This is a genomic window from Tardiphaga sp. 172_B4_N1_3, from assembly GCF_052076035.1.
Classification (GTDB): Bacteria; Pseudomonadota; Alphaproteobacteria; order Rhizobiales; family Xanthobacteraceae; genus Tardiphaga; species Tardiphaga robiniae.
The window spans coordinates 5,454,498-5,477,554 of the sequence record NZ_CP197238.1 but is presented as its reverse complement, the minus strand read 5'-3'; the positions used below and the strand labels follow the sequence as shown (position 1 = coordinate 5,477,554).

17 protein-coding genes are annotated in these 23,057 nt (G+C 61.6%); 7 read left to right on the top strand and 10 right to left on the bottom strand.

Annotation, left to right across the window (positions count from 1 at the left end; genetic code table 11):
* Positions 1-82: 82 nt before the first annotated feature.
* Complete coding sequence (locus tag AB7783_RS25875; RefSeq protein ID WP_089266309.1) at positions 83-856, bottom strand: ferredoxin--NADP reductase; 774 nt, start codon at positions 854-856, stop codon at positions 83-85.
* A 374-nt stretch (positions 857-1,230) separates the two neighbouring features.
* On the opposite strand from AB7783_RS25875, the gene AB7783_RS25870 reads away from it, so the two are divergent.
* On the top strand, positions 1,231-2,238 hold the full coding sequence (locus AB7783_RS25870; protein WP_441279159.1) for an ATP-grasp domain-containing protein: 1,008 nt from the start codon (positions 1,231-1,233) through the stop codon (positions 2,236-2,238).
* Positions 2,231-3,550 (top strand): bifunctional folylpolyglutamate synthase/dihydrofolate synthase, encoded by a 1,320-nt coding sequence (locus AB7783_RS25865; RefSeq protein WP_441279158.1) that lies wholly within the window; start codon positions 2,231-2,233, stop codon positions 3,548-3,550. Before AB7783_RS25870 ends, AB7783_RS25865 begins: the two co-directional genes overlap by 8 nt.
* Positions 3,551-3,701: 151 nt before the next feature.
* Here AB7783_RS25865 and AB7783_RS25860 read toward each other — a convergent pair whose 3' ends face one another.
* Together AB7783_RS25860 and AB7783_RS25855 are read right to left on the bottom strand one after the other, a co-directional pair.
* Positions 3,702-4,619: an amino acid ABC transporter substrate-binding protein gene (locus tag AB7783_RS25860; protein WP_441279157.1), complete on the bottom strand. Its 918-nt coding sequence runs from the start codon at positions 4,617-4,619 to the stop codon at positions 3,702-3,704.
* Between the two features lie 8 nt (positions 4,620-4,627).
* Positions 4,628-5,923, bottom strand: a complete 1,296-nt coding sequence (locus AB7783_RS25855) for a dicarboxylate/amino acid:cation symporter (RefSeq protein ID WP_089266305.1) — start codon at positions 5,921-5,923, stop codon at positions 4,628-4,630.
* 234 nt (positions 5,924-6,157) lie between these two features.
* On the opposite strand from AB7783_RS25855, the gene AB7783_RS25850 reads away from it, so the two are divergent.
* The 4 genes from AB7783_RS25850 to AB7783_RS25835 all read left to right on the top strand — a co-directional run bounded on the left by AB7783_RS25850 (position 6,158) and on the right by AB7783_RS25835 (position 11,105).
* Positions 6,158-7,159, top strand: a complete 1,002-nt coding sequence (locus AB7783_RS25850; protein WP_120288202.1) for an NADP-dependent oxidoreductase — start codon at positions 6,158-6,160, stop codon at positions 7,157-7,159.
* A gap of 1,146 nt (positions 7,160-8,305) precedes the next feature.
* The gene (locus AB7783_RS25845; protein ID WP_089266877.1) at positions 8,306-8,764 is read left to right on the top strand and encodes a PaaI family thioesterase; all 459 of its coding nucleotides are present in this window, start codon (positions 8,306-8,308) and stop codon (positions 8,762-8,764) included.
* A 223-nt stretch (positions 8,765-8,987) separates the two neighbouring features.
* Positions 8,988-9,398: a response regulator gene (locus AB7783_RS25840; RefSeq protein ID WP_439073399.1), complete on the top strand. Its 411-nt coding sequence runs from the start codon at positions 8,988-8,990 to the stop codon at positions 9,396-9,398.
* Positions 9,399-9,527: 129 nt separating this feature from the next.
* Positions 9,528-11,105, top strand: coding sequence for an ATP-binding protein (locus AB7783_RS25835; RefSeq protein ID WP_441279156.1), 1,578 nt, complete (start codon positions 9,528-9,530; stop codon positions 11,103-11,105).
* Between the two features lie 3 nt (positions 11,106-11,108).
* On the opposite strand, the gene AB7783_RS25830 is transcribed toward AB7783_RS25835, so the two are convergent.
* The 7 genes from AB7783_RS25830 to AB7783_RS25800 form a co-directional block, all read right to left on the bottom strand.
* Entirely contained in the window at positions 11,109-13,751 is a 2,643-nt protein-coding gene (locus tag AB7783_RS25830) for an EAL domain-containing protein (RefSeq protein WP_441279155.1), read from the bottom strand.
* 190 nt (positions 13,752-13,941) lie between these two features.
* Positions 13,942-16,575 carry an EAL domain-containing protein gene (locus AB7783_RS25825; protein WP_441279154.1) on the bottom strand — a complete coding sequence of 878 codons (2,634 nt, stop codon included), beginning with the start codon at positions 16,573-16,575 and terminating at the stop codon, positions 13,942-13,944.
* A gap of 269 nt (positions 16,576-16,844) precedes the next feature.
* Positions 16,845-17,630 (bottom strand): ABC transporter ATP-binding protein, encoded by a 786-nt coding sequence (locus tag AB7783_RS25820; protein ID WP_441228464.1) that lies wholly within the window; start codon positions 17,628-17,630, stop codon positions 16,845-16,847.
* Positions 17,627-18,400 (bottom strand): ABC transporter permease, encoded by a 774-nt coding sequence (locus AB7783_RS25815; protein ID WP_093761596.1) that lies wholly within the window; start codon positions 18,398-18,400, stop codon positions 17,627-17,629. The genes AB7783_RS25820 and AB7783_RS25815 overlap by 4 nt, the downstream gene beginning before the upstream one ends.
* Before the next feature lie 132 nt (positions 18,401-18,532).
* A complete protein-coding gene (locus AB7783_RS25810; protein ID WP_120288197.1) occupies positions 18,533-19,477 on the bottom strand; it encodes an ABC transporter substrate-binding protein in 945 nt (314 codons plus the stop codon).
* 105 nt (positions 19,478-19,582) lie between these two features.
* Entirely contained in the window at positions 19,583-20,347 is a 765-nt protein-coding gene (gene hutC, locus AB7783_RS25805) for a histidine utilization repressor (RefSeq protein ID WP_120288196.1), read from the bottom strand.
* Entirely contained in the window at positions 20,347-21,726 is a 1,380-nt protein-coding gene (locus tag AB7783_RS25800) for a formimidoylglutamate deiminase (RefSeq protein WP_441279153.1), read from the bottom strand. The genes hutC and AB7783_RS25800 overlap by 1 nt, the downstream gene beginning before the upstream one ends.
* Positions 21,727-21,821: 95 nt before the next feature.
* On the opposite strand from AB7783_RS25800, the gene hutI reads away from it, so the two are divergent.
* Complete coding sequence (hutI, locus tag AB7783_RS25795) at positions 21,822-23,048, top strand: imidazolonepropionase (protein ID WP_441279152.1); 1,227 nt, start codon at positions 21,822-21,824, stop codon at positions 23,046-23,048.
* The last annotated feature ends 9 nt before the right edge of the window (positions 23,049-23,057 follow it).

Below are 23,057 nucleotides of genomic sequence, written 5' to 3'. Positions count from 1 at the left end.
AAAAGCGAGGGCCCCAGACGACAAAACCCGCGCCGGAGCGCGGGTTTTGCAGTGCAGTGAATTTTGATGGTCTCGGGCTGCCTTAGCGCTCGACGAACGCCTTCTCGATCACGAAGTGGCCCGGCTTTGAGCCGCTGCCTTCGATGAAATCGCGCTCTTCGAACATGATCTTGAGATCTTCGAGCATGCTCGGGCTGCCGCACAGCATGATGCGGTCGGTCTCGATCGAAAGCGGACCCTGGCCGATGTCGTTGAACAGCTGCGACGACGCGATCAGGTCCGTGATCCGGCCGCGGTTGCGGAACGGCTCGCGAGTGACCGTCGGGTAATAGGTGAACTTGTCCTTCATCAGTTCGCCGAACAGCTCGTCCTCGGCCAGCTTGGCGACCAGGCGCTCGCCATAAGCGAGCTCGGAAACCTGGCGGCAGCCATGCACGAGCACCACATGCTCGTAGCGCTCATAGACGTCGGGGTCCTTGATCAGGCTGGCGAAGGGCGCGAGGCCGGTGCCGGTGGAGAGCATCAGCAGGCGTTTACCGGGCAAAAGATTGTCGGTGATCAGCGTACCGACGGCCTTCCGGCCGACCAGGATAGTGTCGCCTTCCTTGATCTTCTGCAGGCGCGAGGTCAGCGGACCATCCGGCACCTTGATGCTGAAGAATTCCAGCTCTTCCTCGTGGTTCGCACTGGCCATCGAATAGGCGCGCAACAGCGGCTTGCCGTCGACTTCCAGGCCGATCATAGCGAACTGGCCGTTCTGGAAGCGGAAGGAGGTGTCGCGGGTGGCTTTGAAGCTGAAAAGTGTATCGGTCCAATGCTGGACAGAAAGAACTTTCTCTCTGTGAAAGGCGCTCATGAGATTTGATTTTCCAGTGCGGGCTTTTTTAGAACAAGTCCATTGTTTGCCGCGTCACGATGCCGAGAAACCATTGCGGCTATTGGCTAATTTTGGTTCTCGCAGCTGCGAATGACAATTAGTCAAAGAAGCCATGAAGTGCAATTGCGGACTGAGGGAGGCGGTCGATTAATTTCCAAAGCAGGTTACCCATGCAGCAGCAGCCGATCTGGCCGCGACATTAAATTACCCGATATGGGAGGTTTCGTTCAATTTCTTGCCGGACGCCGTTAATGGTATCCGGCTGGATCACCCGATCCCGATCCGGTAGTTTCCGGCCACCTCGTTAAAGTCGTCGCAGGCGGCTTTTCGTTCAATCGTCGGCCTGGTCCTTAATGACATCCCTTCGCGACATCCGGGCCGGAAAGCCCCCATCCTATCCCGACCAGTCGATCTATGCCGAATACGCTTGCCGCCAGTTCGGGCTGGATTTCGCCGACGTCGATGGCGGAACGGGCCTGATCTTCACTGTCGGCCGCAACGGCAGGAGCGCATCCTTCGGCGCCGGACGCGGCTCGTTCTTTCCGCAGAACAATGCCACGGCTGCGACGCTGGCGAATGACAAGTATTTCGCCAATGTGCTGATGGAGCGCGCCGGCGTCCCGACTTTGGGCGGGAAATACTTCTTCCTGCATGAGCGTTATCGCGCCCATCGCCCGCCCGGCCACGAACATGCCGACGCCGTCTGGCATTTCGCCGAACTCGGCGACCGGGCCTTCATCAAACCGCTGATGGGATCGCGCGGCGACTTTGCGGAGATCGTCACGGGCGGCGACGCGCTCATGGCCTATCTCAGGCAGGTCGCGCAGTATTATGACGCGATCCTGATGCAGCGCATCTATTCCGGCCAGGAATATCGCGTGTTCATCCTCGACGACGAGATCGTGTATTGCGCGCAGAAGACGTCGCCCTTTGTGACCGGCGACGGCAAGGCGACGCTCAGGCAATTGATCGCCGCGGAGACGTCCGCGCTGGACCGCCACGGGATTTCGTCGGCCGCCACAGGTCCCGACGATACCTCCCTCGATCGCGTGCTGCCATACGGCGAGAGGCGCGCGATTCCCGGCCGGATGAATCGCAGCGCAGGCGGCAGCATGAGCTTTGCGGCGCCGGGCAACGAGACTGTCGCCTTTGCGATGGCGCTACAGGCCGCCAAGGCGCTCGGCCTGCGCGCTGGCGCGGTCGACCTGTTTACGGATATCGACGGAGATGCTGCGGCCTTGCGCGTAATCGAGGTCAATGCCAATCCCTCGATCCGCTTTCTCGAAGACAGCGGCCGCGAGGATCTGATCCTGCGCATCTGGCGGCATACATTTACGGCGATCGGCCTGCTCGATGTTTAACCTGCCCAAATATGGCGACGGCCTATGCCTCGCCCGGCTGGCGATGCTGCTCAACGCGCTGTCGATCGACCGTGTCAGGCTGCGCAAACATTCCGTCGTCGTCACCGGCTCCAACGGCAAGGGCTCGACCGCGGCATTCTGCGCCAGCATCGGACGCGCTTTCGGCCTGCGGACGGGCCTGTTCACGTCACCACATCTCTATCGCTTCAACGAGCGCTTCCAGGTCGACGGCGTCCCCGTCGATGACGAGTTGCTCGAAGCCCTCGTCCTGCGCGTGGCCACTGCCATCGCAGATCTCAAGCAACACACGCTGCATGAGACTTTCGGTGCCTTCGAGGCTCAGTTCGCGCTGGCCTGCCTGTATTTCCAGGAGACCGAATGCGAATTCGCCGTGTTCGAGGCGGGCATCGGCGGACGCTACGATCCGGTTCGGCTGGTCGGCGCCGACATCACCTGCGTCACCTCGGTCGATCTCGAACACGTCAACCTGCTCGGCAACTCGCTGGAGCTGATCGCCTGTGACAAGAGCGATGCATGTATCTCGGGCGGCACCGTCGTCTATGGCGAGAACTGCCTGCCCATGCGCGGCAATCTCGCCGAGTACAATCGCAACCGCAACGTCACCGGCCTGCATATCGGCGACGAGATCACGATCAGCAACGTCTTTGCATCATCCAAGGCCCAGGCCTTCAACTGCCGGCTGGGCGCATTCGATCTGCGCGCGCTCGAACTCATGCTGGCCGGCGAGTTCCAGCTCAACAATGCTGCCATTGCGGCTGCGCTGTTCATTCTCTGGATGCAGCGCATGCATCCGGACGCGACCACCAGCGCCATCGATCTCGCGGTCCGGACCGGGCTGCGCGATACCAGATGGCCAGGACGGCTCGAGATCGTCCAGCGCGATCCCCTGACCGTCATCGATGTCGGCCATACGCCCGATGGCGTCGCGCAGGCCCTGAAGAGCCTTCGCGCCATCCACGGCGACGACAACTGGTTGCTCGTGCTCGGCGTCTCCGGCGACAAGAATGTCGATGATATCGCCAAGCATCTCGCGCCCGTCTTCGATACGATCGTGTGCACCCGCGCCTATCACAAGGGCGCCGACGCGCGCGTGGTCGGCGCTGCGGCGCGCAAGGCCCACCCGGCGGCGCGCATTCATGTGGCCAATGCCATGGAAGACGCGGTGCGCCTCAGCCAGCAACTCGCTCGCGCCGTGCCGCGCAAGATCTATGTGGCGGGTGGACTGTTTGCGGCGATCGAATATGCCACGGTGCTGCGCGGCGGCAAGGCGCAGGATCTACAGTTTTTTTAGAGTTCCACACTCGTCATTCCGGGGCGTGGCCGGCACTTGCCGGACGCGAACCCGGAATCTCGACATGGGAGTCTCCGGAGAGCCAAACACACCGGGATTCCGGGTTCGCGTGCAGCTGGCGCTGCCCGCGCCCCGGAATGACAGTGTATGGCTAATTCGTCCCGCCCGCTGAATCGTCCAGCACCTTGAAGCTCTCTTCCAACTGCGGCGAGATCGAAACGCCCATGCGCTCGCCGGTCGGCAGGCGTGCGACGAACCATTTGTTATAGAGCGGGATCAGATCACGGTTGGAGCCGAGCCGCCGAAATGCCCGCTCGACAACAGTAGCAAGCTGCGGCTCACCCTTGCGGAACATGATGCCGTAGGGATCGTAGGACAGGTAATCGCCGACAACGCGGAATTTGTCCTGCGACTTGTGCCGCGCGATCAGGCCCGACAGCAGGATATCGTCGGTCGCGAAGGCATCGGCCTTGCCGTCGACCAGCATCTGGTAGCTCTGCTCGTGATCGGGCGAGACCACGATGTTGAGGCCGAGATTGAACTTCTTATCGACCGCATGCATCGCCTGTTCGTTGGTGGTGCCTTTGGTGACGACAATGGTCTTGCCCTTGAAGTCAGTCGGTGCAGTACCCGCCGTGGTTTTCGGCACCATCAGCTTGGTGCCGGCGACGAACATCAGCGGCGAGAACGCGACCAGTTTGCGCCGTTCGGCATTGGCCGTGGTCGAGCCGCATTCGAGATCGATCTTGCCGTCGACCACGGCGGGAATGCGATCGTCCGACGTTACTTTTACATATTCGATCTTGAGCTGGGGATCGTCGACCTCGATGCCGATATCCTCGACGATGGCCTCGCAGAGTTCGAGACTGTAGCCGATCGGCCGGCCCGCCTGATCGAGGAACGAGAATGGCGGCGAGCTCTCGCGGTAGCCGAGCTTGACCACATGCGCCTTCTTGATCGCCGCCAGCGTGGGGCTAAGCCCTTCCGCAGGCGCTTGCGCCTGCGCAGTCGTCGCCAGCAGCAAAGCTGCCAGAAGCCCGGTGATCGAACCGGTCAGATAGTAGCGCATCACGCACCTCAACCATGTCCGAGGGCGGGGATTTCTCCGGGAATCATGTCGCCAGGCACCACATCGTCGGGACCCAGCTCATGTTCGGGCGCGAGTTCGCCTTCCCATTTCGCGACCACCGCCGTGGCCAGCGAGTTGCCGATCACATTGGTGGCGCTGCGGCCCATATCGAGGAACGTATCGATACCCATGATCATCAACAGGCCCGCTTCGGGAATGTTAAACTGGCTGAGCGTCGACGCGATCACTACCAGCGAGGCGCGCGGCACGCCGGCCACGCCCTTCGAGGTGATCATCAACGTTGCCAGCATCGCGAGCTGCGTGCCGAGCGACATCTCGATGTGATAGGTTTGCGCGATGAAGATACTGGCGAAGGTGCAGTACATCATCGTGCCGTCGAGATTGAACGAATAGCCCAACGGCAGCACGAAACTGGAGATGCGCGACGAGGCCCCGAAGCGGTTAAGACCTTCCAGCGTCTTCGGATAGGCAGCTTCCGAACTTGCCGTGGAAAACGCAATCATCAAGGGTTCGCGGATCAACCGCAGCAGATGGCTGTAGCGCGGCCCGATGACGATGAAGCCGACCACCACGAGGATACCCCACAGGATCGCCAGCGACAGATAGAAGCCGCCCATGAAGACGATCAGCTTCCACAACACGCCCAAGCCATTCTTGGACACCGTCGCCATGATCGCCGCCCACACCGCGAGCGGCGCGAACAGCATCACATAGCCGGTAACCTTCAGCATGATGTGACCGAGGTCATCGATCAGTTGCAGCATCGGCTTGGAGCGTTCCGGCATGGCGCCCATCGCAACTGCGAAGAACACGGCAAAGATGACGATCTGCAAGATCTCGTTCTGCGCCATCGCGTCCGCGATGGAGGTCGGGATCAGATGGGTGAGGAATTTTTCAATGGAGAAAGCCGACACCGGCAGGCCCGTCGATTGCCCCGCAGCCGGCAGCGTTCCCGGGAAATTCGCGCCGGGCTGCAACAGGTTGACCATCACGAGGCCGAGCAGCAGCGAGATGAAGGAGGCGCTGACGAACCAGCCCATGGTCTTGGCAAAGATGCGGCCGAGCTTGGAGCCCGAGCCCATATGGGCGATGCCGCCGACCAGCGTGGCGAATACCAAAGGCGCGATGATCATCTTGATCAGGCGCAGAAATAACATGGCGATCAGATTGACGTCGGCCGCGATCTCGCCGCGGCTATCGGGCAAATAGTTGAAAACCAGCGAGCCCATCACGATGCCAAGCGCCATCGCGATCAGAATGTATTGCGTAAACCTGTTCGACATACCGACCCCCGTTACACATTCCCAACTGCGACAGTCTGTCATATTGATCGGGGCACGCAACAAGCTTCGTCAGCCGCGTACCGTTTCGGTATCATCAGGCGGCAAATAGCCGTTGTGGAATGCCGCGCTGCCGCATAGCGTCATCGCCAACTACAAAAACTGTGCAGCCTGATCGTTTTGTACGCGGCGACTGCAACAAGTTTCGACAAAGGAAGAAACAGGGAGACAACGGCCATGACCGACACCGTCAATCATCAGGTGCTGCTCGTCGAAAAGCCCACAGGAAAATTGGGGCCCGAGCATTTCAAACTATCGAAGGGTCAGATTCCCGAGCCGAAGGATGGCGAGGCGCTGCTGCGCGTGCGTTACATCTCGCTCGATGCCGCCAATCGCGCATGGATGCATGGCGCGACCTATCGCGCTGCCGTCGAGGCCAACACGGTGATGGCGGGCGGCGGCATTGCCGAAGTCGTGTCCTCGAAGTCGCCTGCGCTGAAGCCCGGTGACATCGTGTTCGGCGACACCGGCTGGCAGAATTACGCGGCGGTGCCGGCCAAGCATCTCAACAAGATGCCATCAATGGAGCCGATGACGCATCTGCTCAGCGTCTATGGCATCGCCGGACTGACAGCTTATTTCGGCCTGCTGGACGTCGGCAAGCCCAAGGCAGGCGAGACCGTCGTCGTCTCGGCGGCGGCCGGTTCGGTCGGCTCCATCGTCGGCCAGATTGCCAAGATCAAGGGCTGCCGGGTGATCGGCATCGCCGGCGGCAAGGACAAATGCGACTGGCTGACCAAAGAACTCGGCTTCGATGCTGCGGTGGACTACAAGGACGGCGCGGTGTTCAAGGCGCTGAAGGCGGCAGCGCCGGGTGGCATCGACGTCTACTTCGACAATGTCGGCGGTGACATTCTCGAGGCTTGTCTCGCACAAATGAATCTCAACGGCCGCATCGCCTGCTGCGGCGCCATCTCGCAATATGACGGCGCGCCCTCGGCGACCGGCCCGCGCGGCGTGCCCGGCCTGATCGTGGTGAAACGCCTGATCATGCAGGGCTTCATCGTGATGGACTATATGAACCAGCGCGAAAAGGCCTTGACCGATCTGCAGTCCTGGGTCGCCGCCGGCAAGCTCAAGGTGCAGGAAGACGTCATCGACGGACTGGAGAACACCCCGCAGGCCCTGATCGGTCTGCTGGCCGGTGAGAACCGGGGCAAGCGGATGGTGAAGGTGTAGGGAGATCGTGTAGCGGGGCTTCTCTCTTATCCCTCCCCCTTGCGGGGAGGGTGGCTGGCCGCTTGGCCGGTCGGGTGGGGGTGCCACCAGCGACGCTCTCACGTGGGGCACCCCCACCCCGGCCTCCAATTCGTCGATGCTCCGCATCGCCTCGTTCGGCCGCCCCTCCCCGCAAGGGGGGAGGGATGCCTCTGGCGCCTGTGCGTCGTTGCTGATGTGAATGTCAAACAGCCACTGCTCTTCAGACATGCGTCATCGCCCCCATTGTTTGCGGCGCGGGGGCGCCGTCGTCCTTTGCATTCCCTGCCCCCTGTGAGAGGGCGTGCGGAACGCCGGGCGCCCGTTGCACCCTTGGGCCTGATGCGATGCGGTCTTCCGCAATTTAGAGTGCATCAGGACTTTCGGAGGCGCCGAGCCAGTGCCCGACGTTCCGCCTGCGGTGTTTTTTCGGTTGCTTGCACTTTGCCTCGACGAACGCTCCGATCGCGAATTAAAGTCCCAAGGCGATGGGAAGGGAGCCTCAAGCGAATAGGCCGGACACGTTTCGACTTGGTCGTCCGTCACACTGTCCAGGGCAACTTTCCACCCGAAGGCCGGCCGTCTCCTTGCCAGTGGCAGTGCTGGCGCAGATCCGTCCTGCCCGAAGACAGACGTCCCCCATGAACCGCGTGACGCCGCATCTCCGGCGTCCACCGCATCCCACCCCGCGAACGTGACGATCGCGATCGCCCCTCTCGGTGGAGCAGGACGAAGGGGAATATAAACCTGATGGAGATGTTGTCAACGGGATATAGGAATAAATGTTTGGATGCTGTCTTGCCGCCCCATACTGTCATTCCCCGGCAAACCAATTGGTTTGCCTGAGGGCGGGACCGGCGCCGGAGGCGACGGGACCGAACCCGGAAGCCCAGCATGGGAATCTCCAGACAGCGCAAAACACTCTGGGATTCCGGGTTCGCGTCCGGCAAGTGCCGGCCGGCCCCGGAATGACAATGGGGAGGACAGCGCCCCGGGACAACGAGCGACGAGCCATGCAGATTGCGACGCGCCCCCACGCCGCGACGTCCTATCCACCCGCCCCACGCTTTTGTATGACCTAGCACTCACTCCCTCCAGCCCATCGATATCTCGCAAGAAGGAAAATCCATGACTGATGCGGCGACTGACGCGGCCTATGCTGAACTCGAAGCCGCCGGCTGGAGCATCATGGACGATGACGGGTTCATCCATTTCGTCGGCCCGATGTGGCACCGGGTCGTCGATGGCATCAATGAATTCGCCATTCTCGGCCAGGACAAGCACCGCAACCGCCGCGGCGTGGTTCAGGGCGGGGCGGTGATGACGCTGGCCGACCGGAGCTGCGGCATGGCGGCGCGCGAGGCTGCGGGGGTCGAGGCGCTCGCCACGGTCCAGATGGATACTTATTTCGTCGATGCCGCGCGGATCGGCGACCTGATGATCTCCCGGCCCAAGGTCGTGCGTGCCACCAAGAGCCTGATCTTCATGAGCACCGAGGTCAGTGTGAACGATCACGTGGTCGCCACGGCGCATGGTGTGTTCAAGACGGTCCGCGACCGCACCGATGCCGGGCGCAAGAACGACTGACCTGACGGCGCCGCGGATTTTCGTCATCTTCACGGATTTTTTTTCGCACGCGGCGGAACGAAAGCGCGATCAGCTCGCTTAGCAAAGACATGCGAACCAAAACAGTTTTTACGCGACCTATATTCGTATTCGATTGATCACGTTTAGACTGACCGACGCTTTCGACCCGAACCATCCCGGCCCTGTGGCCCATGGAACAACCGGCGATCAAGGTTCAAATCCCATGGCCCAAGACGCTGCCGTAAACGACGCCGCCCTCCCCGCCACCGTCCTGGTCGTCGAGGACGATGTACTGCTGCGCATGTTTGCGGTCGAGATGATCGAGGACGCCGGTTTCCGGGTGATCGAGGCGCCGGATGCCGACGCTGCGATCCGCGTGCTCGAAGCGCGCAACGATATCCGGATCATCTTTACCGATATCGACATGCCCGGCTCGATGAACGGGCTCAAGCTCGCCCATGCCGTCGCCAATCGCTGGCCGCCCATTCGCATCATCGCAACATCGGGCCACTTCAGGATAGGCGAACGCGACCTGCCGGATGGCGGTCGCTTCATTGCCAAACCCTATCGGCAGCACCAGATCATCGGCGCCCTCACCGAATTCGCCAATCCCCGCAGCGCATTCGGCGTCTGATAAGCCCCGTTCGCAATTGCGCTCACGCTTGACGCCTCCACACCGCCCGGTCACCCTCGGTTGCTAGATACCAGCTATCGGCGGGGGCACGCGATGTGGGCATCACTCCAGAACTTTCTCGATAGTTCCATGTTTGCCCCGCACGGCATTTGTCTGCTGTGGGATCCCGGCCTGATCTGGCTTCACGTCGCCTCGGATGCACTGATCGCCGCGGCCTATTTCTCGATTCCCGTCGTACTCACGATCTTCGTCTGGAAGCGCCGCGATGTGGAGTTCGGCTGGATCTTCTGGGCCTTCGCGCTCTTCATCATGGCCTGCGGCCTGACCCATGTGATGTCGATCTACACGCTGTGGGTTCCGGCCTATGGCGCCGAAGGAATCCTCAAGGCGATCACGGCCGTCGCTTCGGTCGTCACCGCAGCGATTCTCTGGCCACTGCTACCGCGGCTACTGGCGATCCCCTCGCCCGCACAGTTGCGCGAAACCGAACTGGCGCTGATCGAGGAGGGCCGGCACCGGCGCGAAGCCGAGGACATGCTGCGCCATACGCAGAAGATGGAAGCGATCGGCCATCTCACCGGCGGTGTCGCCCATGACTTCAACAATCTGCTGACCATCATCATCGGCAATCTCGAAATCGCCGAGCACAGCATCTCGACCTGGACGGAATCGTCACGTGATCGCCTCAGGCGCGTCATTGCCAGCGCGGCCGGCGGCGCGCAACGCGCCGTGGTGCTGACCCAGCGCCTGCTCGCCTTCGCACGCAAGCAGCCGCTCGACCCGAAGACCATCAATGTCAACGGATTGCTCCACGGCATGTCGGATTTCTTCCAGCGCACATTGAGCGAGAATATCGATCTCGAAATCGTCGGCGGCGCCGGGCTGTGGCAGGTCGAGGTCGATCCGAGCCAGATGGAAGCCGCCATCCTCAATCTCGTGGTCAATGCACGCGACGCCATGGCCGGCCAAGACCATCTGAAGATCGGCAAGCTGACGATCGAAACCAGCAACGCTTTCATCGACGAGATCTACGCCCTGCAGCATTCGGATGTCGTCATCGGGCAGTATGTCCTGATCTCGGTGACGGATACCGGACCGGGCATGCCCAAGGACGTGCAGGAGCGCGCGTTCGACCCGTTCTTCACCACCAAGGAGCCCGGACAGGGCACCGGCCTCGGCCTGAGCCAGGTCTACGGCTTCGTCAAGCAATCCGGCGGCCATGTGAAGATCTATAGCGAGGTCGGCGAAGGCACGACCATCAAGGTCTATCTGCCGCGCAGCAGGCAGCATACGGAGCAGGCAAGCGAGATCGAGAGGCGCATCGTCGGCAGCAAGGGCAACGAGACTGTGATGATCGTGGAGGACGATCCGGATGTGCGGTCCTACCTGGTCGAGACGCTGGAAGGTCTCAACTATCAGGTCCGCGAAGCCGGCAATGCCGACGCAGCGCTGGCCGACTTCACCGAAGATCCCGAACCGTTCGACCTGCTGCTGACCGATATCGTGATGCCCGGCATGAACGGGCGACTGCTGGCCGACGAGATGCAGAAGCGGCAGCCGAAGCTGAAAGTGCTGTTCATGACCGGCTATTCGCGCAACGCCATCGTGCATCAGGGCCGGCTCGATCCCGGCGTCTCCTTGCTGCAGAAGCCGATTACACAAGCGGCCCTCGGCAACAAGGTGCGCGAGATGCTCGACAAGAGATAGCGACTACGGGATCCGTCTGACGGACGGGACGACGCCCAGCGTCCGCTCCGGATGCGCCTGACGCCGCATCTCACTCAGGGCAATGGCGGCACGCGACGTTTCGTGACCAGCGAGCCAGAGTTCGAAATCCGGCACCGGCAGCGCAGGCGAATAGACGAAGCCCTGGATAACGTCGCAGCCGAGTTCGGTGAGAATCCGGCGCTGCCCGTCGGTCTCGACGCCTTCGGCGACCACGATCATGTCGAGGCTCTGGCCAACGCGTATGATGGCCCGCGTAATCGCCAGCGCGCTCGCCTCGCTTTCAAGGCCGCGCATGAAGCTGCGATCGATCTTCAATTCACGAATCGGCAGATGCGCGAGACGGCTGAGGCTGGAATAGCCGGTACCGAAATCATCCATCGACAGCTGCACGCCGGATTTGCGAATTTTCTCCATGGTCTCGACGGCGGTCGAATGCTCGCTCATCACCACGCCTTCGGTGACCTCCAGCATCAGCATGTCCGGCGACAGACCGTTTTCGGCGATCACTTCGCCGACCAGCGTGGCGAGATCGCCATTCTGGAAATTGATCGGCGACAGATTGACCGAGACGCTGGGCACGTCGACGCCATTTCTGCGCCAGGCCGCGACCTGCCGGCAGGCTTCGCGCAGCGACCATGTGCCGATCAGCTCGATCAGTCCGTATTCTTCCGCGAGCGGAATGAATTTCGATGGCGGCACTTCGCCGAGCACCGGATCTGACCAGCGAGCCAGCGCCTCGACACCGTAAAGGCGACCGTCAGCGCGAACCTGCGGCTGATAGTGAAGCCGCAGCGCATCCTGCACGATGGCATTGCGCAGCGCCGTACTGAAGGCGAGTCGCTCCTCGCTGACGCGGTTCATCTCCGCACTGAAGAAGCGATAGGTCGAGCGGCCGGCCTGCTTGGCCTGATACATCGCCGCATCGGCATGTTTGAGCAGACCATCGATATCGCCGGCATTGTCGGGATAGATGCTGACGCCGATGCTGGCCGATACCGGCACCAGCTTGGCGCCAAGCTGCATGGGCGGCAGCAGTGTCTCGAGCAGGCGGCTGGCGATCAAGGCGGCGCCTTCAACATCGCAATTCGGCAGCACAATGACGAATTCGTCGCCGCCCTGCCGGCTCAGCGTATCGGCCGGCCGGATTTGCCTGCACAGTCGTTGCGTGACCTTGACCAGCAACTCGTCGCCAATGGAATGACCGAGCGTGTCGTTGACGTCCTTGAAGTGATCGATATCGAGGAACATCACCGCAATGCGGTCCCTCGGCTTGCTCTTGTCGATCAGCCCCGTCAGGATCTGGCGCAGTTGCGCGCGGTTCGGCAGGCCGGTCAGCGCATCGAAATAGGCCAGACGCGCGATTTCGCTGCGGGCCTCGTGCCGTTCAATGGCCAGTGCGCACAGATGCACACAGGCATCGACGATGGTCTGGTGCCAGCGCGTCGGGCCCCGTGTCTCGCGGAAATAGAAGGCAAAGGCGCCGATGACGCGGCCGTCCCGCGCCTTGATCGGCGTCGACCAGCAGGCGCGCAGGCCGGCCTCCAACGGCAGGCTGCTATAAAGCTGCCACCGCGGATCGGTGGCGATATCGGTGGCCAGCACCGCGTGGCCGAGAAAGGCTGCCGCGCCGCAGGACCCGACATCGGGACCGATGGCAATACCGTCAATAATGGGCGCGAAGGCCGGCGGGAGACTGGGGCCGCCGAGTGGATGGAGCCGGCCGTCCGCGTCCACATGCAGCACCGACGAGACGATATCAGGCGCGATGGCTTCGACGCGGTGGCAGAGATCACCGATCACATCCACGACCGGCATGTCGTTGGCCAGATTTTCCAGCACATGATGCTGCAGCGAATGGATCTGCTTGCTCTCGGTGATGTCGTCGAGCACCGCGACGAGATGCTCGACCTCGCCGGCTTGGTTGCGGCCTGCGTTGACCGTGCTTGAGATCCAGATCTCGTGACCGTCCTTGTCATAGACAAGGATATCCTCTTGCCCGTGTCCTTCGGCATCGATCTGCGCGTGAAACCGCTCCAGCGTTTCGTTGTCGGTATACTCTCCGGTCAGCAAATCCCGCGGGTGTTTGCCCATCGCTTCCGCAAGCGTGTATCCGAACAGCTCTGTAAAAGCGTCGTTGACATAGACGATAGTCATGTCGCGTTTGGAGACCATCACGACACGGTCGGTCTTTTCGGCAACCAGTGCCATCAGCGCATTTTGCTCGCGGTCACGGACATCGTCCGTCACGTCACGGATGAAGTTGATGTAGAGCGTCTTGCCGGCATAATCGACGCGTGAGATCGAGAACGCGCCCCAGGCCTCGCTCCCGTCCTTGCGGCTGATCCTGAACTCGCGGCGCCCCTTGACCGCGGTCCGGGGGTCCATGGCAGACTTTGCCGCGATCACTCCATCAAGATGTTCGCGCACGTCGAGCGGCACAAGGACGCTGACCTGGCGTCCGACGACTTCGTCGCGGTGATATCCCCACATCCGCTCGGCCGCGGCATTGAAGTGCCGGATCTGATTGTCGATACCCGTGATAACGACAGCATCGACCGCCTGTTCAAACGCCGAGAACAGTGCCTTTGCAGCTTCACTGGGCTGGCCGACGGAACTTGTAGGCATGAAACGACCTTCGATCACGGGAGCCGCGTGAGCACGACGGCGGCTGCCTTCGTTACAGCGGCAATGTCATTCGTAGGTACGAGTGTATTTGAACTCCAGAAGCTAAGAAGTTCGTTCGATCTCATATCGGGGGGCTGGAATACCGGATGTCGTTAAGAACACGTTAACGACGGTCGTCGACTTCTCGAGATTACATGGCCGCAAGCGCACCCGACCGCATTTCCTCTTGCGAAGCTTCGGCCCGGCGCTCGTCGACCAGCGCCGCCCAGCGTTCGGCTTGGCGGGCCACCAGCCAGGCTTCGAGATCGAATGCGGACAATGCAGGCGAATACAGGAAACCCTGAATGACGTCGCAGCCCAGCCCGGCGAGAATCCTGCACTGTTCTTCGGTTTCGACGCCTTCGGCCACGACGGTCATGTTGAGGCTCTGCCCGACGCACACGATGGCAGTGGCGATCGCCAGAGCACAGACCTCGGTCTCGATACCGCGCATGAAGCTGCGATCGATCTTCAGCTCGCGCACCGGCAAATGCGCCAGGCGGCTCAAGCTCGAATAACCGGTGCCGAAATCATCCATCGACAATCCGATGCCGGCCGCGCGGATCTGCATCATGATCTCGATCGCGGTCGTGTGTTCGCTCATCACCGCGCCCTCGGTGACTTCGAGCATCAGCCTGTTCGGCGCCAGCTCGTTTTCCGCGATAATGTCGGAAATCAACGCCGGCAACCCCGGATTCAGAAAATTGATCGGCGACAGATTGACCGAGACGCAAGGCACATCGAGCCCTGCCTTTTGCCACGCCGCAATCTGCCTGCACGCCTCGCGCAGCGACCAGATACCGATCTGCTCGATGAGGCCGCATTCCTCCGCGAGCGGAATGAACTTCGCCGGTGACACATCGCCCAATACGGGATCATGCCAGCGCGCCAGCGCCTCGACGCCGTACAGATCGCCGTTGCCTGCGCGTATCTGCGGCTGGTAGTGCAACCGCAGGCCGCCTTGTGCAAGCGCGTGGCGCAAAGCGGTGCTGAGACGAAGGCGCTCATCACTCACGCGGTCCATGTCGTTGCTGAAAAACCGATGCGTGGAGCGGCCGGCCTGCTTCGCCTTGTACATCGCCGCATCGGCATATTTCAGCAGGCTGTCGAGATCGCGGGCATTGTCCGGAAACATGCTGATGCCGGCGCTGGCAGAAATCGGCACCTGATGGCCGCCGAGCTGCAGCGGAACCGACAGTGCCTCGGTGAGACGGCCCGCGATGCGCGAGGCATCGGCCGCGATACAGTTCGGCATCAGGATGATGAATTCATCGCCGCCCTGACGACTCAGGATATCGCCAGGCCGGATGTGCTGATGAAGCCGCTGTGTGACGGCGACCAGCAAGTCATCGCCGACAGCATGCCCCAGCGTATCGTTGACGTCCTTGAAGTGATCCAGGTCAAGAAATATCAGCGCCATCTGCGCATCTGCGGGGCATTCCGCGACGGCGCGCTCCATCAACTGGCGCATATGAGTCCGGTTCGGCAGACCGGTGAGCGCATCGAAATAAGCAAGCCTCGAGATTTCGTTGCGCGCTTCCTCACGCTCGATGGCGACCGCGGCGAGATGAACACAGGCATCGACGATGCCGTGATGCAAGCGGCTGGGTCTGCGACATTCCCTGAAGTAGAATGCGAACGTGCCGATGACGCGCCCATCCCTGGTCTTGATCGGCATCGACCAGCAGGCCTTCAGACCGGAAGCCAGCGGCGCGCTGTTGTATGGCAGCCAGAGAGGATCGTTTTCGATATCGGTGACCAGAACAGGCTCGCCGCGAAAGGCAGCGGTCCCGCAAGACCCGACATCCGGTCCGATGGCAATGCCGTCCAGCGCCTGCGCATAACCTGCCGGGAGGCTTGGCCCTCCCAAAGGATGCAGCAATCCCGCGGAATCGACATGTAGCACCGAACAGACGACATCGGGCGCGATCTGCTCCACCTTCCGGCAAAGATTGTCCATCACGTCGAGCAGCGGCTGCTCATCGGCCAGCGCTTCGAGAATGTGATGCTGCAGCGACTGAAGCTGCTTACTCTCGGTGATATCGGTCATCAATGCGACGAGGTGCTGGATTTTTCCATCCGCGCCATGAATCGCATTCAAGGCAACCGAGACCCAGACCTCGTTGCCGGCTTTGTCGTACAGGAGGATTTCGTCTTCAGCAGAACCTTCCGTTCTGATCTGCTGGTCCAGATATGCGAGCGTCGCCTGGCTGGTATATGCGCCGACGAGGAATTCCTCCGGGATGAGTCCCGTCGCCTCATCCAGCGCGTAGCCGAACATGCCGGTGAAGGCGCCGTTGACATAGCAGATCCGTGCATCGCGACCCGCGATGTAGATAGCGCGTTTCGTCTTGTCGACCACGAGAGCCAGCGGGATAATTTCTTCCCTGCGCTTCACTTCCTCCGTCACATCGCGGACGAAGCCCATATAGGTGATCTCGCCATTCACCTCGACCCGTGACATCGACAACGATCCCCAGATCTCGCTGCCGTCCTTGCGTTCGATTTTCACCTCGCGGCTGTGACCGACAATGCGATTGGCGCCGGTCGCGCGGTTCGCGGCGATATATCCGTCATGCTGCGACCTGATGGCCATCGGCACCAGAAAGCTGATATTTCGCCCGAGCACTTCATCGCGCTCATAGCCCCACAACCGTTCGGCGGCGGCGTTGAAATGGGTCACGGTATTCTTGCTGTCGATCATCACGACAGCATCGATGGCCTGCTCCAGCCCGGCGAGGAGCGTCCTGGCAGCATCACTCTGGTCGACATGCACCAACGTCATAAACGCAACTCGCAATTACTTTGCTCAAACCATCGGACCGTCTTTGAAATGACCCGATCACCGGCTTTCAGCCGCGGTGGTGCAATCGTATGTGCGAGACGTCGCCAAATTGTTTTGCGCGGCGCCCGAGTTCCCGGCGGCCGCGAACGTACTTAAGGTTCGGATAAAACCACGCAGCCACAGCAGGACACGCAAGCAACGATGCAACCTTCGATAGATCGCGCGCTACTTAAGCGGTATCCTGACGCCGCTGATGCGGCCTGAGAATCTCAGTGGGCCTCAGCCGCGAGCACTGCCTCGACACGGATTTCTTCCGTGAGCCGCGCTTTGAGATCGGAAAAAGCCGGGCTGGTCTTGATTGTGTAGTGCCGCGGATGCGGTAGATCGACCGCGATATCGGCCTTGATGCGACCGGGACGCGCCGACATCACCACGGTGCGCGACGCGAGGAACACCGCTTCCTCGATATCGTGGGTGACGAAGATCACTGTCTTGCGCTCGCGCTCCCAGATGCCGAGCAGCAATTCCTGCATCAGGGCGCGGGTCTGGTTGTCGAGCGCGCCGAACGGCTCGTCGAGCAGCAGGATTTTCGGATCGTTGGCGAGCGCGCGTGCAATGGCCGTGCGCTGCTGCATGCCGCCTGAGAGTTGCTTCGGGAAATGATTGGCGAAACTGGTGAGGCCGACTTTCTCCAGCCACTGTTTGGCGATGTCGTTGCGCTCACGTTGCGACACACCGCGCTCGCGCAGACCGAAGGAGATGTTCTCGGAGACAGTCAGCCAGGGAAACAGCGTGTAGGACTGGAACACCATGCCGCGATCCGCGCCCGGACCGGTGATGGCCTTGCCGTCGAGCAGAATGCGGCCGGTGGTCGGCGTATCCAGCCCGGCGACCATGCGCAGCAGCGTGGACTTGCCGCAGCCGGATGGGCCGAGGATCGTGACGAAGTCGTTGTCTGCGACCGAAAGATTGGTCGGCTCCAGCGCACGCGTCGGCGTGCCGCCGCGGACGGCCGGAAAGATCCGCGAGACGTTGTCGATGACGAGCTTGCTCAAATGATGCTCCACGGAAACAAGCGCCGGTTCGCAGCCTTGAACGCATAGTCCGAAATCAAACCGATGATGCCGATGACGATAATGCCGAAGATGATCTGGCCAGTGGCCAGTAGCGCCTGGCTGTCGATGATCATGTGGCCGATGCCCGAGGACGAGCCGATCAGTTCGGCGACGATGACATAGGTCCAGGCCCAGCCGAGCACGAGGCGCAGGATTTCCGCGATCTCAGGCGCGGCGGACGGGATGAGAACGCGTTTGAGCACACCGGCGTCGCGCGCGCCGAGCGTTAGCGACGCCTCGACGAGATCGCGGCGTACGCTACCGACGGAGACGGCGACCATGAGAATGAGCTGAAACACCGAGCCGATGAAGATCACCAGCAGCTTCTGCAATTCGCCGATACCGGCCCACAGGATCAGCAGCGGAATGAAGGCCGAAGCCGGCAGATAGCGCGCAAAGGAGACGAAGGGTTCGAGAAAGGCTTCGATCGGCTTGTAGGCGCCCATCAGGATGCCGATCGGCACCGCGAACAGCGCCGCCAGCACGAAGCCGCCGATCACGCGCCAGATGGTCATGCCGATATCGTGCAGGAAGCCCTGCTTCACCAGCAGAAACCAGCCGTCCTGCAGCATGGTCCACGGATTGGCGAGGAAGGTCTTGGAAACGAAGCCACCAAAGGTCGCATAGGACCACGCGGCAACGAACAGCACGAAGAACGATATGCCGAGCACCACGCGCGCGGTGGATGAGATGGGGGCGAGTGGTTTCATGCTGCGTATTCGATGCTCATGATCGTCATTGCGAGGAGCTCTTGCGACGAAGCAATCCAGTCTTCCTTAAGTAAGAGCTGGATTGCCGCGTCGCTTCGCTCCTCGCAATGACGGAAGCGACGGCGTGTGTATTTACTGAATGAAGCGCGGATCGGCGAGCTTCGTCAGATCCGGGATTTCCTTGATCACGCCGATCTCGAGCAGCAGCTCGGCCGCTTCCTTCGAGAACGCCTGATGCTCGCCGGCGAAGAACTTCTTGTTCGCCTCCTGATCCTGCCAGCGCAGATATTGCGCGGAGGCGCCGAACTTCTCGCCGGTCTGCTTCACGTCGGCGCCCATGATCTCGTAGGACTTGGCCTGGTCGGCCTTGATCATCGCGACGGCTTCGAAATAGCTCTTGGCCAGCGCCTTCACGGCACCTTCGTTATCGGCGATAAACTTCGGCGTGCAGCCGAAGGTGTCCATGATCATCGGATAGTCGAGCGTGGTGGCGATGATCTTGCCGGCTTCCGGCTTCTCGCGCACGGCCGACAGATACGGCTCATAGGTCATGGCCGCATCGTTCTGGCCGGCGATGAAGGCCTGCGCTGCCGGACCCGGCTCCATGTTGACCACGGAGACGTCCTTCACGCTGAGGCCGTTCTTCTTCAGGAACCAGGCGAGCGTGAAATAGGGCGCAGTGCCCGGGGCCGATGCGGCGACGGTCTTGCCCTTCAAATCCTTGATCGATGCGGTGCCGGCGCGCACGGCCATGCCGTCGGCGCCATAGGACTTGTCGAGCTGGAACAGCTGCGTGGTGGCGACGCCATTGGCATTCCACACCACCCAGGTCTCGACCGTGGTGGCGGCGCACTGCACGTCGCCCGATGCGATGGCGAGATGGCGGCTGGCTTGCGGCACCTTCTTGATGGTGACGTCGAGTCCGTTCTTCGCGAAGATGCCGGCTTCCTTCGCCAGCGTCAGCGGCGCAAAACCCGTCCAGCCGGAAATGGCGATGGTCACCTTGGTCTGCGCCGCAGCCGGGGTCGCAACGAGAGCCGCGAGCATGGCGGCGACGGAAACTCCAATCAACTTCATAACGCACTCTCCTCAGCCAGATTTAGAATGATACTGCATGGCAACATGGCGGATTGCCAGAGTCAATTTCCGCAGACGGCCTGCGGCAGATGATTCATATCGTCCTCATGATCGCAGCCCCGTCGGCGTGAAGCGTGCGGTGAGCTGATACAGATCGTTCGGATAGGTGACGCGCACCGATGTGATGATCTTGTTCTTGCGCCAGGTGCGGCGCTCGACCACGAGGCAAGCGGCCGGCTTCTTCAGCGTCAGCGCTTTCAAGGCGACATCGTCGGCGAGACTTGCCGTAATGCGATGCTCAGCCTCATTCCACGGTACGTGACCGAGCAGCCAGGTACCGGGCGGCACGCGCGTGAAATCGATTTCAGACGCCGGCGGCACCACGTCGAGATTGATCAGGCGCTCTTCCAGCGCAAACGGACGCCCCTTGGCGATGTGCCGACAGCTCAGCACCAATACGTCGCAGCTCTTGTCGATGCCGAGACGTTCGAGATCGTCCTTGGTTGCCTTGCGTCGTTTGCGCGTGAGCAACTCATAGGCATAGGCCTCGCCGCGCTTGGCGATCTCGGCCTGGATATCCGGAATATGCAGCACCGCAGACTGCACCAGCGGCTTGGCGACAAAACTGCCGACGCGGCGCTTGCGCTCGATGACGCCGGCGGCCGCGAGACCCGACAGCACCTTGTTCACGGTCATCCGCGAACAGTTATAGCTCTCGACCAGTTCATGCTCGAACGGAATGCGATAGCCGGGCGGCCAGCGGCCGGAGAGGATCTTCTCTTCGAGATCGGCACGGATGCGCTGATACAGCGCCTGCGGCGCGGCCTGCGCTTTTCCATTTGCCGGTTTTGACACGCGCGCTGTCGCCATCAGAGTGTCGCCAGCCGCTGCACGACGCGCCGATAGCGTTCGGTGATGGATGCGCGTTTGATGTGGCGTCCGCTATTGACGACCTGCCTGCCGCCGACGAAGACGTCGGAGATCGCCGACTTGCCGGCAACAAAGGTCATGGCATCGAGCCAGCGGTCACCGGTGACGGCACAGAGATCGGGATGCGCAGTGTCCAGCACGACAATGTCCGCACGCTTGCCGACCGCAAGTGCACCGATATTGCGGCCCGAGGCCTGCGTGCCGCCGACCAGCGCATGTTCATAGAGCGCACGGCCGGTGGATTCACGTTCATGGCGCGCCACGGCATTGCGGACGCGATAGGCGAGACGCTGGCTGTATTCGAGCTGCTTGAGTTCGCCTGGCGCCGTGATCTCGATATTGGAATCGGAGCCGACGCCGAACACACCGCCGGCATCGATGAAGCGCGGGCCTTCGAAAATGCCGTCACCGAGACTCGCTTCGGTGAGCGGACACAGGCCGATGACGGCACCTGTCTTCGCGACACCGGCGGTTTCCTCATCGGTCATATGGGTCGCGTGGATCAGCACCCAGCGCCTGTCGACCGGCATATGATCCAGCAACCACGCCACCGGGCGCTGACCGGACCAGGCGATGCAGTCGTCGACTTCCTTGGTCTGTTCGGCGACGTGAATGTGAATCGGTCCATCCGGCACCGCGCTAAGGACGTCATTCAACGTCTCCGGCGTGATCGCGCGCAATGAATGCGGCGCGATGCCGATGGCGGCGTCATCGACCGACTTGATCGCTTCACGCGACTTCTCCAGCAGCGCCAGAAAGCGCGCGGGATCATTGACGAAACGGCGCTGACCGTGGATCGACGGCGCGCCGCCGAAGCCGCTGAAATTATAAAAAGACGGCAGCAGCGTCAGACCGATGCCGGTCTCGCCGGCCGCCGCCGCGATGCGCGTACCCATCTCCGCGAGATCGCTATAAGGCGTGCCGGTCTCGTCGTGATGCAGATAGTGAAATTCGGCCACCGAGGTGAAGCCGCCTTCCAGCATCTCGGCATAGGCGAACGCCGCGATGGCTTCGACGTCATCCGGCGTCAGCGTATCGATGAAACGATACATCAACTGCCGCCAGGTCCAGAAACTGTCTTGGGTCGCGCCGCGGATTTCGGTGAGGCCGGCCATGCCGCGCTGGAACGCATGGCTGTGCAGATTGGGCAGTCCGGGCAGCGCCACGCCGCTGATGATTTCAGCGTCAGCGCTGCTCGAATTCGCGGCAACGGCCGTGATGGTGCCATTCTCGATTCCGACAACGACGTCTCGCGCCCAGCCCGACGGCAGCAGCGCGTGCGCGAAGAACAGCCTTTTTGCAGCACGTTGCGTGCCCATAGCGATTGCCTGTTGCATTCAAAAGACGCTCGACAATAAGCGAAGCCGCTGATTATGTATAGACATACGACGTCCCGAATTTACGGCAGTCCGTCATGACCTTCGATACCATCTGGACCAATGCACGCCTTGCCACCATGGCGCCCGGCACGCCCGGCCTCGGGATTGTGGAGGACGGGTGCATCGCAGCAAAGGATGGCGGGATTGCTTACGCTGGTCCTGCGTCAGACCTGCCGCCGGATGCCGACGCCAAGACTCGCATCGATTGCGAGGGCCGCTGGATCACGCCGGGGTTGGTCGATTGCCACACCCATCTGATCTATGGCGGCAACCGCGCCACGGAATTCGCGATGCGGCTCGAGGGCGCCAGCTATGAGGACATCTCGCGCGCCGGCGGCGGCATCGCTTCGAGCATGAAGGCGACGCGTGCAGCTAGCGAAGCGCAGCTCGTCGCCAGCGGATTGAAGCGGCTCGATCACCTGCTCGCCGAAGGTGTCACCACCATCGAGATCAAGTCGGGCTATGGCCTCGACAAGGAGACCGAGATCCGCTGCCTCACAGCGGCACGCCAGCTCGGCAGGGAACGCGACGTCTCCGTCGTGACATCGTTTCTCGGCGCGCATGCGATGCCGCCGGAAGCGGGTGGCGACAAGGACGCCTATATCGACACGGTCATCGCCGAAATGCTGCCGGCGATTGCCGAACTGAAACTCGCCGACGCCGTCGACGCGTTCTGCGAAGGCATCGCATTTTCGCCGGAGCAGACGGCGCGGGTGTTCGACGCCGCCAAGAAACTCGGCCTGCCCGTGAAACTGCATGCCGACCAACTGTCCAACCTTCACGGTGCTAAACTCGCCGCCGAGCATAACGCGCTGTCGGCCGATCATCTCGAACATACGGACGAAGACGGCGTCATCGCGCTGACCAAGGCCGGCACTGTCGCCGTGGTATTGCCGGGTGCTTACTACACCCTGCGCGAAACCCAGGCTCCGCCGATCGCGCTGTTTCGCAAGCATGGCACGCATCTCGCGCTGGCCACCGACAGCAATCCCGGCACCTCGCCGCTGACCTCGCTGCTGCTGACCATGAATATGGGCGCGACACTGTTCCGCATGACGGTCGACGAATGCCTGCTCGGCGTGACGCGCGAAGGCGCGCGGGCACTGGGCAAGCTGAGCGAAGTCGGCACGCTGGAGACCGGCAAGGTCTGCGATCTCGCTATCTGGGACATCGAACATCCCGCCGAGCTGGTCTACCGCGTCGGCTTCAATCCGCTTCACGCCCGCGTCTGGCACGGCCGGACTTCCGCGACATCCAAATAAGGACATCAT

Excerpts from the sequence above, each read along its gene's own strand:
- AB7783_RS25835 (WP_441279156.1), top strand. The coding sequence starts at position 9,528 with ATGTTTGCCCCGCACGGCATTTGTCTGCTGTGGGATCCCGGCCTGATC.
- AB7783_RS25825 (WP_441279154.1), bottom strand. The coding sequence starts at position 16,575 with ATGACGTTGGTGCATGTCGACCAGAGTGATGCTGCCAGGACGCTCCTC.
- hutI (WP_441279152.1), top strand. The coding sequence starts at position 21,822 with ATGACCTTCGATACCATCTGGACCAATGCACGCCTTGCCACCATGGCG.
- hutC (WP_120288196.1), bottom strand. The coding sequence starts at position 20,347 with ATGGCGACAGCGCGCGTGTCAAAACCGGCAAATGGAAAAGCGCAGGCC.
- AB7783_RS25865 (WP_441279158.1), top strand. The coding sequence starts at position 2,231 with ATGTTTAACCTGCCCAAATATGGCGACGGCCTATGCCTCGCCCGGCTG.
- AB7783_RS25800 (WP_441279153.1), bottom strand. The coding sequence starts at position 21,726 with ATGGGCACGCAACGTGCTGCAAAAAGGCTGTTCTTCGCGCACGCGCTG.
- AB7783_RS25815 (WP_093761596.1), bottom strand. The coding sequence starts at position 18,400 with ATGAAACCACTCGCCCCCATCTCATCCACCGCGCGCGTGGTGCTCGGC.
- AB7783_RS25840 (WP_439073399.1), top strand. The coding sequence starts at position 8,988 with ATGGCCCAAGACGCTGCCGTAAACGACGCCGCCCTCCCCGCCACCGTC.
- AB7783_RS25810 (WP_120288197.1), bottom strand. The coding sequence starts at position 19,477 with ATGAAGTTGATTGGAGTTTCCGTCGCCGCCATGCTCGCGGCTCTCGTT.
- AB7783_RS25875 (WP_089266309.1), bottom strand. The coding sequence starts at position 856 with ATGAGCGCCTTTCACAGAGAGAAAGTTCTTTCTGTCCAGCATTGGACC.
- AB7783_RS25860 (WP_441279157.1), bottom strand. The coding sequence starts at position 4,619 with ATGCGCTACTATCTGACCGGTTCGATCACCGGGCTTCTGGCAGCTTTG.
- AB7783_RS25870 (WP_441279159.1), top strand. The coding sequence starts at position 1,231 with ATGACATCCCTTCGCGACATCCGGGCCGGAAAGCCCCCATCCTATCCC.
- AB7783_RS25855 (WP_089266305.1), bottom strand. The coding sequence starts at position 5,923 with ATGTCGAACAGGTTTACGCAATACATTCTGATCGCGATGGCGCTTGGC.
- AB7783_RS25845 (WP_089266877.1), top strand. The coding sequence starts at position 8,306 with ATGACTGATGCGGCGACTGACGCGGCCTATGCTGAACTCGAAGCCGCC.
- AB7783_RS25850 (WP_120288202.1), top strand. The coding sequence starts at position 6,158 with ATGACCGACACCGTCAATCATCAGGTGCTGCTCGTCGAAAAGCCCACA.
- AB7783_RS25830 (WP_441279155.1), bottom strand. The coding sequence starts at position 13,751 with ATGCCTACAAGTTCCGTCGGCCAGCCCAGTGAAGCTGCAAAGGCACTG.